This window comes from Bacteroides intestinalis (assembly GCF_003464595.1).
Lineage (GTDB): Bacteria > Bacteroidota > Bacteroidia > Bacteroidales > Bacteroidaceae > Bacteroides > Bacteroides intestinalis_A.
In genome coordinates this window covers 22,223-29,240 of the sequence record NZ_QRZF01000035.1, presented here as the reverse complement: position 1 = coordinate 29,240, position 7,018 = coordinate 22,223, and the positions used below count along the sequence as shown (strand labels likewise).

Here is a 7,018-nt window from a genome sequence, read left to right as displayed (position 1 = left end):
GCTAATATACTAAAAATATTAGGTGTGTTTGCGGAGAATCAGATTAAAATTAATACAATATATTATAGGGCTCGTATCATTGATGAAAAAGTCCTCAAAGATCATTTTTTTAAGAATGCTTTGATATGCTTATGCTATACATCAAAAATAAAAAATCCCTGTAAAACATAATTTACAGGGATTTTTTACTTTGCAATTCTTTATAGCGGAGAGACAGGCTCTTGAACCTATACTTTCAAGAAATATCATAAAATTGCAAATCACTGATAATCATATACTATCCAAAGTATAGGGTAAATCTAAATCTTTCTAAATGCCTTTTGCTATTCCGAATATTGGGTGTATATTTGGGTGTAGAATTTCAAACGCACCCAATTATGAATATCAAACGTAACATCATTTTTGCATTGGAAAGCCGGAAAAAGAACGGAGTGCCAATCGTGGAGAACGTACCCATCCGTATGCGTGTCATATATGCAAGCCAACGCATCGAGTTTACAACAGGCTATCGGATTGATGTAGCCAAATGGGATGCCGACAAACAACGGGTAAAGAACGGATGCACCAACAAACTAAAGCAAAGCGCATCCGAAATCAATGCGGACTTGCTGAAATACTATGCCGAGATTCAAAACGTATTCAAGGAATTTGAGGTACAGGAAGCCATGCCAACCACCCAACAGCTAAAGGATGCGTTCAACCTGCGGATGAAAGATGCCAACGAAGAGCAGCAGGAAGAAACACAGATAAGCTTTTGGGAGGTATTCGATGAATTTGTAAAGGAGTGTGGCAATCAGAATAATTGGACGGCATCCACCTACGAGAAATTCTCAGCAGTGAAAAACCACCTCAAAGAGTTCAAGGAAGATGTAACCTTTGAATACTTCAATGAGTTCGGCTTGAACGAGTATGTGAATTTCCTGCGTGACAAAAAGGATATGAGGAACAGCACCATCGGCAAACAGATGGGATTCCTCAAATGGTTTCTGCGCTGGAGCTTCAAAAAAGGGCATCATCAGAACATGGCATACGATACTTTCAAACCCAAATTGAAAACCACCTCTAAAAAGGTGATATTCCTGACTTGGGACGAATTGAACAGACTGAAAGATTACCAGATACCAAAAGACAAACAATATCTGGAACGTGTCAGGGACGTTTTTCTGTTCTGTTGCTTCACAAGTCTGCGATATTCAGATGTTCGTAACCTGAAAAGAAGCGATGTGAAACCCGACCATATCGAAGTTACCACAGTCAAAACGGCAGACAGTCTGATAATTGAACTTAACGACCACAGCAAAGCCATACTTGAAAAATACAAGGAAGTTCATTTTGAAAACCATATGGTACTGCCCGTCATCAGTAACCAAAAGATGAATGATTATTTGAAAGAATTGGGGGAACTGGCTGAAATCAATGGGCCTGTACGGGAGACTTATTATAAAGGAAATGAACGTATAGATGAAGTCACCCCGAAATACGCATTGCTAAGCACCCATGCAGGAAGAAGAACATTTATTTGCAATGCGCTGGCTCTCGGTATTCCGGCACAGGTAGTAATGAAATGGACGGGGCATAGCGACTATAAAGCCATGAAACCTTATATTGACATAGCGGATGATATTAAGGCAAATGCCATGAACAAGTTTAACCAACTATAAAAGTATCAATCAGTTTCATAAATTATCCACTATTTGAATTATATTTGCGACAACAATAAACATTGAAACATGGAAAACAACAAAGAACATCATATAGAAAGAACGAACTTTGACGCATTTGTTCATGCTGTCGGTTCGGAAATAGAACAAGCGCAAGTCCGGCTGATTACCGCAGCCAATGCGCAAATGCTATTCCATTACTGGAAAATGGGCAACTATATCCTGTATCATCAGAACTTACAAGGCTGGGGAAGCAAAATCATCAAGCAACTGGCAAAGGCTATCCGATTCAATTATCCTGAAAAGAAAGGCTATTCGGAACGTAACCTTACTTATATGTGCCAATTCGCACGGTCATATCCGCTGAACGTGCTACGAAGTTTCATTGACACGGATGCAAGACTATCTGTTCCAAGCATACAGAATGTTACAGATGAAGTATTGAAACTAAATAACGGACGATTTACGCAGGAACTTACTGCGCAAATACAATCTGTTGATTGCCAGTCTTTAGAATTTACGCAGGAGGCTCCTGCGCAAATTCAGGACGTGGAGAAAACAGTTTCTGCCATTTACAGGATGGAGATTAGGGAGATAGAAAAAGTTTTCCTGACCTCCCCTGTTGCCAAAATAAACTGGGCAAGCCAAATGGTCATACTTGACGGAGCATTACCGTTAGGCATAGGATATTGGTATATGAAGCAATCGGTAGAAATGGGCTGGAGCAGCAATATTCTTAAAATACAAATTGAAACCAACTTATATAACAGACAAATCAGCAGCAACAAGGTAAACAATTTTACAGCCACACTTCCGGCACCACAAAGCGACCTTGCCAATTACCTGTTGAAAGACCCGTATATCTTCGATTTGGCAGGAGCGAAAGAAAAGGAAGACGAAAGAGACATAGAAGAACAGTTGGTAAAGCACGTTACCCGTTATTTGTTGGAAATGGGCAATGGTTTTGCCTTTGTCGCCCGGCAAAAGCATTTTCAAATAGGCAACAGCGATTTCTTTGCCGACCTTATTCTATATTCCATTCCCCTACACGCATATATCGTAGTGGAATTGAAAGCAACCCCATTCAAACCGGAGTATGCAGGACAATTGAATTTCTACATCAATGTGGTGGATGACAAACTGAGGGGAGAAAATGACAACAAGACTATCGGGCTGTTGCTGTGCAAGGGAAAAGACGAGGTTGTGGCACAATACGCTTTGACAGGCTACGACCAGCCGATAGGTATCAGTGATTACCAGTTGAGCAAGGCTATACCCGAAAACTTGAAATCAGCTTTGCCAAGCGTGGAAGAGGTAGAAGAAGAACTGGCATCTTTCCTTGACAAGGACAATAATCCCCAAAATTGAAATCTATGGCAGGAGAAATAAACAAACTAATTCCCCTATACGGAGAACTCAACAGGATATATAATGATTGGATAACCAATTATGCATTTTCTTTTGACAAGCAAAAATTCATCACCGATTTTTACAGGCAGCACAATGATACAAAGGCTTTTGAATCCGCTATCCTTGAACTGATACTTGACAAGCAGAAAGAACAATACACATTGATTCTCAATAGTCTGAAAATCGAAATAGAAAAGAATATACGGGCTTATGAGACAAGACCACTAAGTGATGACACCGTAAAACGTGTATGTTTCCAATACATAGACAGGCATAATTCTGCAATAAAAGACCAGTTGGAGATTACAACTAAATTGCATGAGCCTTTGAATGATGCATACCATAGATATGATTTCATTGGTTTTAGACCTCATACGAATGAAGAAGAAATACTGGCTGAGAAGGAGTATGAACGTTGCAAGGCTGAATACGACAAAGAAAAGAAGGCATTGGACAAACTCTATGAACTGCAAAAGCAAGACAGGAAAGAGGCTTTTCAATATACGGAAAACCTTTCCGGTGATGTTTACCGCCTAAGCCTTCTTTTTATGGAAGTCCTGAAAAAATACCTTCCTGATGATGTGGAAGAAAAACGACCAGAGGAATCAGTCGAGCAAAATGCGCAAGAAGAAGTACAGAATACACCGGAGAAACAGCATGAATATTTTGACATGAAGCCGCTTTCGCCTATTTATGAAACCTGTGTCGGGGAACAGTTCGAAGCCATTACCATAGCGGACTTCTATGCCAATATAAACTTGTACCCCTGCAAGAACAAACTAAAAATCAAGGCAAGGGAAAAGATACGGGTGTGTTATCTGATATTCCTGATGAGCGAGAAACTATCCAAGCAATACAGGGATGAATGGAGGAGCCAAATATTAAAACTGTTGGATATTGACGAGAGTTATTATCGGTCAAAATACAAAGAACCCGTTTCTGATTTTCCGAGTGACAGCAACCAAAAATTCGCCAAAGAAATGGAAAGCATATTTAATTAAAATAAGTAGTATTATTTATATCGTTAAACTTATGTTAGAATTAATACAAGAAAACAATGTAATAATAGGCGCAATTATAGGAATTATTACACTTTTTATCACAATGAGACAAATAATAATTTCAAATCAAAAGCATAGGATGGATAAAGAAGATTTTATATCCAAAAAGCCAAATTTCTCTGTTTATATAGAGAATTGTTATAGAATATCATATAATTCCTCAAAACACACACATGCTGTATTTTGTATTACGGTAAAAAACAAATCTTCTTATAGAAATACAGTTCTACCCAAATTAGAAATAGATTACAAAGAGAACGGTATTATAAGAACTATAAAATTATCATATGATAAAAACTTATTCCATAAAAAACACCACTCTCAAATTGAAAAATATGATAACAATATTCAACTAGAACCCAAGGATATAAAATATGGTTGGGTTATTTTTCAAATTCCAGAAATTTTTAAAAATAGACGCATTGAGAAATATAGAATAATTGTTCAAGATGTAGAGAATAACGTATCTAAAGCGGAAAGTTTGTTAATTAAAGAGATTCATTATGATGATTAAAAAAATATCAACACCAATATATAATATCAATGAAGAAGGGTTATTTGCAAGTCGAGATTACGCAGATGGGCGATTAATACCTTCTATAGTAATCAGTTCTAAAGAAGATGATTATATAAAAGAAATCATTAAATTACATTCCAATATATCAATGGGAGATGTTGAAGTTCAGTGGGGTGGAACATTGTCATCATTATTTAATGTCGATAGATGGATCTTAAATATAAGATTCTATAAACCTATAGATTATAATTTTAGCATTGTATTCTCTTTGAAGAATCATTATTCTATTATTGATGCCATTTTTCAATCAAAAGGCCTAAGAATCGCGTATGGGCATAAAGGCGAAAAAGTTTCTCAAGTGAGTGACCATATTATAATAGAAATTCCTGATACTGGCATTAGTCCCAAATGGGAAAAAACATTAATTAGAATCATTAAGAACAAGATGCGCAGATTGAAAATTCCAAGAAAAGAATTAGGCAAAGCAACGCAAGAACAAATAAACAAAATGAGAGAAATTTTAAATATTAGATTCAAACATAATCCTGATTGACCACATATTAAAAAGATTCATAAACAAACACAACTCTTTCTGCTAATCAGTGATATCCATTGATGTTTCACGAAAGTTCCACTTTTACCACTCAAAATAATTTTTGAGTGGTATTTTTATTGTCTGATATTTAATGAGATAGCACAACATCCTATTTATATCATCCACATCCTTACCACTTACAGCCATACCTAATTTTGCATCGTTCGAGAACAGAAATAACAGCCAGTGCGCAGGGCTGATTGTTAAACGACTAAATAGATTGGACGATGACAAATCTTCAAGAGTTATTATTAAAACCCGTCTGGCAGATGACAGGCGAAGAGTTCATATTCCTAAGCAAGCACGCTTCCAACCAAACGGAAGCGCAACCGCAGCCCGTCACGGACACAGAAAGAAAGTATGTGTACGGAATACTTGGCATTGCCAAACTGTTCGGGTGCAGTCTGCCCACCGCCAACCGTATAAAGAAAAGCGGAAAGATTGACAAAGCCATTACGCAAATAGGGCGCAAGATTATCGTTGATGCGGAACTTGCCCTTGAACTGGCCGGAAAGAAAACCGGAGGACGAAAATAACTGGAGGTGTACTTATGGATTATATGAAAGACAACAAGGAAATATCGGCAGAAGAAGCCGTAATCCTTTGGCAAGCCTCACGTTTGAGCCTGTCGAAAAGTTACGAGAAAGCACCGGAAATTCTCAAAGTACATGGTTCCGTCATAGGGACATTGGGGAATTTCAGCGCATCCATCGGCAAAGCCAAAAGTAAAAAGACGTTCAATGTGTCGGCTATCGTAGCCGCCGCATTGAAGAACGGTACGGCATTGCGATATGTGGCAGAACTTCCGGAAGACAAACGGAAAATCCTTTATGTGGACACGGAACAGAGCCCTTATCATTGCCTGAAAGTCATGAAGCGTATTTTACGGATGGCCAGGCTTCCCTATGACAGGGACAATGAGCATCTGGAATTTCTCGCTTTGAGGAAATACACGCCCGAACAGCGTATCAGAATTGTAGAGCAGGCTATCTACAATACGCCTGACATAGCCCTTGTAATCATAGACGGCATCCGTGACATGGTATATGACATCAACAGTCCCGGAGAATCGACACGCATCATATCCAAACTGATGCAGTGGACGGACGACAGGCAGATACATATCCACACGATACTCCACCAGAACAAGGGGGATGAGAACGCGAGGGGACATATCGGTACTGAACTGAACAACAAGGCAGAAACCGTACTCCTTGTGGAAAAGGACAAGAACAATGGAGATATAAGCAATGTTTCAGCCATGCACATACGGGCAATGGATTTCGAGCCTTTCGCATTCCGTATCAACGACAACGCCCTGCCCGAACTCATGGAGGGGTACAAGCCCGAAGCCAAGAAACCGGGAAGACCGGAAGAGGAAAAGTTCGATCCTTACAGGCATATCACCGAACAGCAGCACCGCATCGCGCTGGAAACAGTTTTCGGACTGAAAAAGGAATACGGCTACAAGGAGCTGGAAGATGCTTTAATCAAAAGCTACACGTCAATAGGTGTAAAGCTGAACCATCAAAAGGCGGTACCGCTCATCATCATGCTTCGCAACAAACGGATGATAGTGCAGGAGAACGGCAGGAAGTACACGTTCATGCCCGACTTCCACTATTAGCCCACACCTTACAATCACTTCACTTTATTCCGAGGGTCTATATATTAGGGATAAAGCGAAGTGGTTGCGGAATGTGGCAAAACCACTTCACTTTATTACCGTACTCTATATATACGAAAATAAAGTGAAGTGATTATAAAGACCGTA

Annotated in this window: 7 protein-coding genes; all 7 read left to right on the top strand. The window is 39.1% G+C overall.

Annotation, left to right across the window (positions count from 1 at the left end):
* Window positions 1-377: 377 nt before the first annotated feature.
* The 7 genes from DWW10_RS24995 to DWW10_RS24965 all read left to right on the top strand — a co-directional run bounded on the left by DWW10_RS24995 (window position 378) and on the right by DWW10_RS24965 (window position 6,871).
* On the top strand, window positions 378-1,661 hold the full coding sequence (locus tag DWW10_RS24995; RefSeq protein ID WP_118420945.1) for a site-specific integrase: 1,284 nt from the start codon (window positions 378-380) through the stop codon (window positions 1,659-1,661).
* 69 nt (window positions 1,662-1,730) lie between these two features.
* Entirely contained in the window at window positions 1,731-3,029 is a 1,299-nt protein-coding gene (locus tag DWW10_RS24990; protein WP_118420944.1) for a PDDEXK nuclease domain-containing protein, read from the top strand.
* Window positions 3,030-3,034: 5 nt separating this feature from the next.
* Window positions 3,035-4,072 (top strand): hypothetical protein, encoded by a 1,038-nt coding sequence (locus DWW10_RS24985; RefSeq protein ID WP_118420943.1) that lies wholly within the window; start codon window positions 3,035-3,037, stop codon window positions 4,070-4,072.
* A 31-nt stretch (window positions 4,073-4,103) separates the two neighbouring features.
* Window positions 4,104-4,646: a hypothetical protein gene (locus DWW10_RS24980; protein WP_118487395.1), complete on the top strand. Its 543-nt coding sequence runs from the start codon at window positions 4,104-4,106 to the stop codon at window positions 4,644-4,646.
* Window positions 4,636-5,202 carry a hypothetical protein gene (locus DWW10_RS24975; RefSeq protein WP_118420941.1) on the top strand — a complete coding sequence of 189 codons (567 nt, stop codon included), beginning with the start codon at window positions 4,636-4,638 and terminating at the stop codon, window positions 5,200-5,202. The genes DWW10_RS24980 and DWW10_RS24975 overlap by 11 nt, the downstream gene beginning before the upstream one ends.
* A 269-nt stretch (window positions 5,203-5,471) precedes the next feature.
* Window positions 5,472-5,780: a DUF3853 family protein gene (locus DWW10_RS24970; protein WP_005856031.1), complete on the top strand. Its 309-nt coding sequence runs from the start codon at window positions 5,472-5,474 to the stop codon at window positions 5,778-5,780.
* A gap of 14 nt (window positions 5,781-5,794) precedes the next feature.
* Window positions 5,795-6,871, top strand: a complete 1,077-nt coding sequence (locus tag DWW10_RS24965; protein ID WP_118420940.1) for an AAA family ATPase — start codon at window positions 5,795-5,797, stop codon at window positions 6,869-6,871.
* The last annotated feature ends 147 nt before the right edge of the window (window positions 6,872-7,018 follow it).